1 protein-coding gene is annotated in these 356 nt (G+C 66.6%); it reads right to left on the minus strand.

Going from position 1 to position 356, the window contains the following annotated elements; genetic code table 11:
• Window positions 1-70 precede the first annotated feature (70 nt).
• On the minus strand, window positions 71-356 hold a 286-nt coding region (locus tag AB4Y92_RS26805), incomplete at its 5' end, for a hypothetical protein (protein WP_441822381.1).

Genomic DNA, 356 nt, shown 5'->3' on the forward strand with positions numbered 1-356 from the left:
GCCCTCCCATCGTGTGGCGCGGCAACCACACGGCTGAACGACTTTCCGAGTGCCGCCGCGGCTTCCTATTCTATGTGAAGAAACGCGCGGGGCGGAAATCGGCGAGCTCCTGCCGTTCGATGCCGGTCAGGATCTCGTCCGCGGCCATGGCCCCGAGCGCCGGCGAGAGCGTCGCGCCGCTATGCGTGACCATCAGATAATAGCCGTCGAGGCCAGGTACGGGCCCGATGGCCGACAGGCCATCCCTGGGGATGGGGCGCTGGGTGACGCGCGTGGCTTCGGGCTTGATTGGTGCAATACCGGGAAGGATCTTCGTGAGCCGCTCGATCACGATCGCAGCCTGCGCCATGCCGGGA

The organism is Lysobacter sp. TAB13 (assembly GCF_052113885.1).
GTDB lineage: Bacteria > Pseudomonadota > Gammaproteobacteria > Xanthomonadales > Xanthomonadaceae > Lysobacter > Lysobacter gummosus.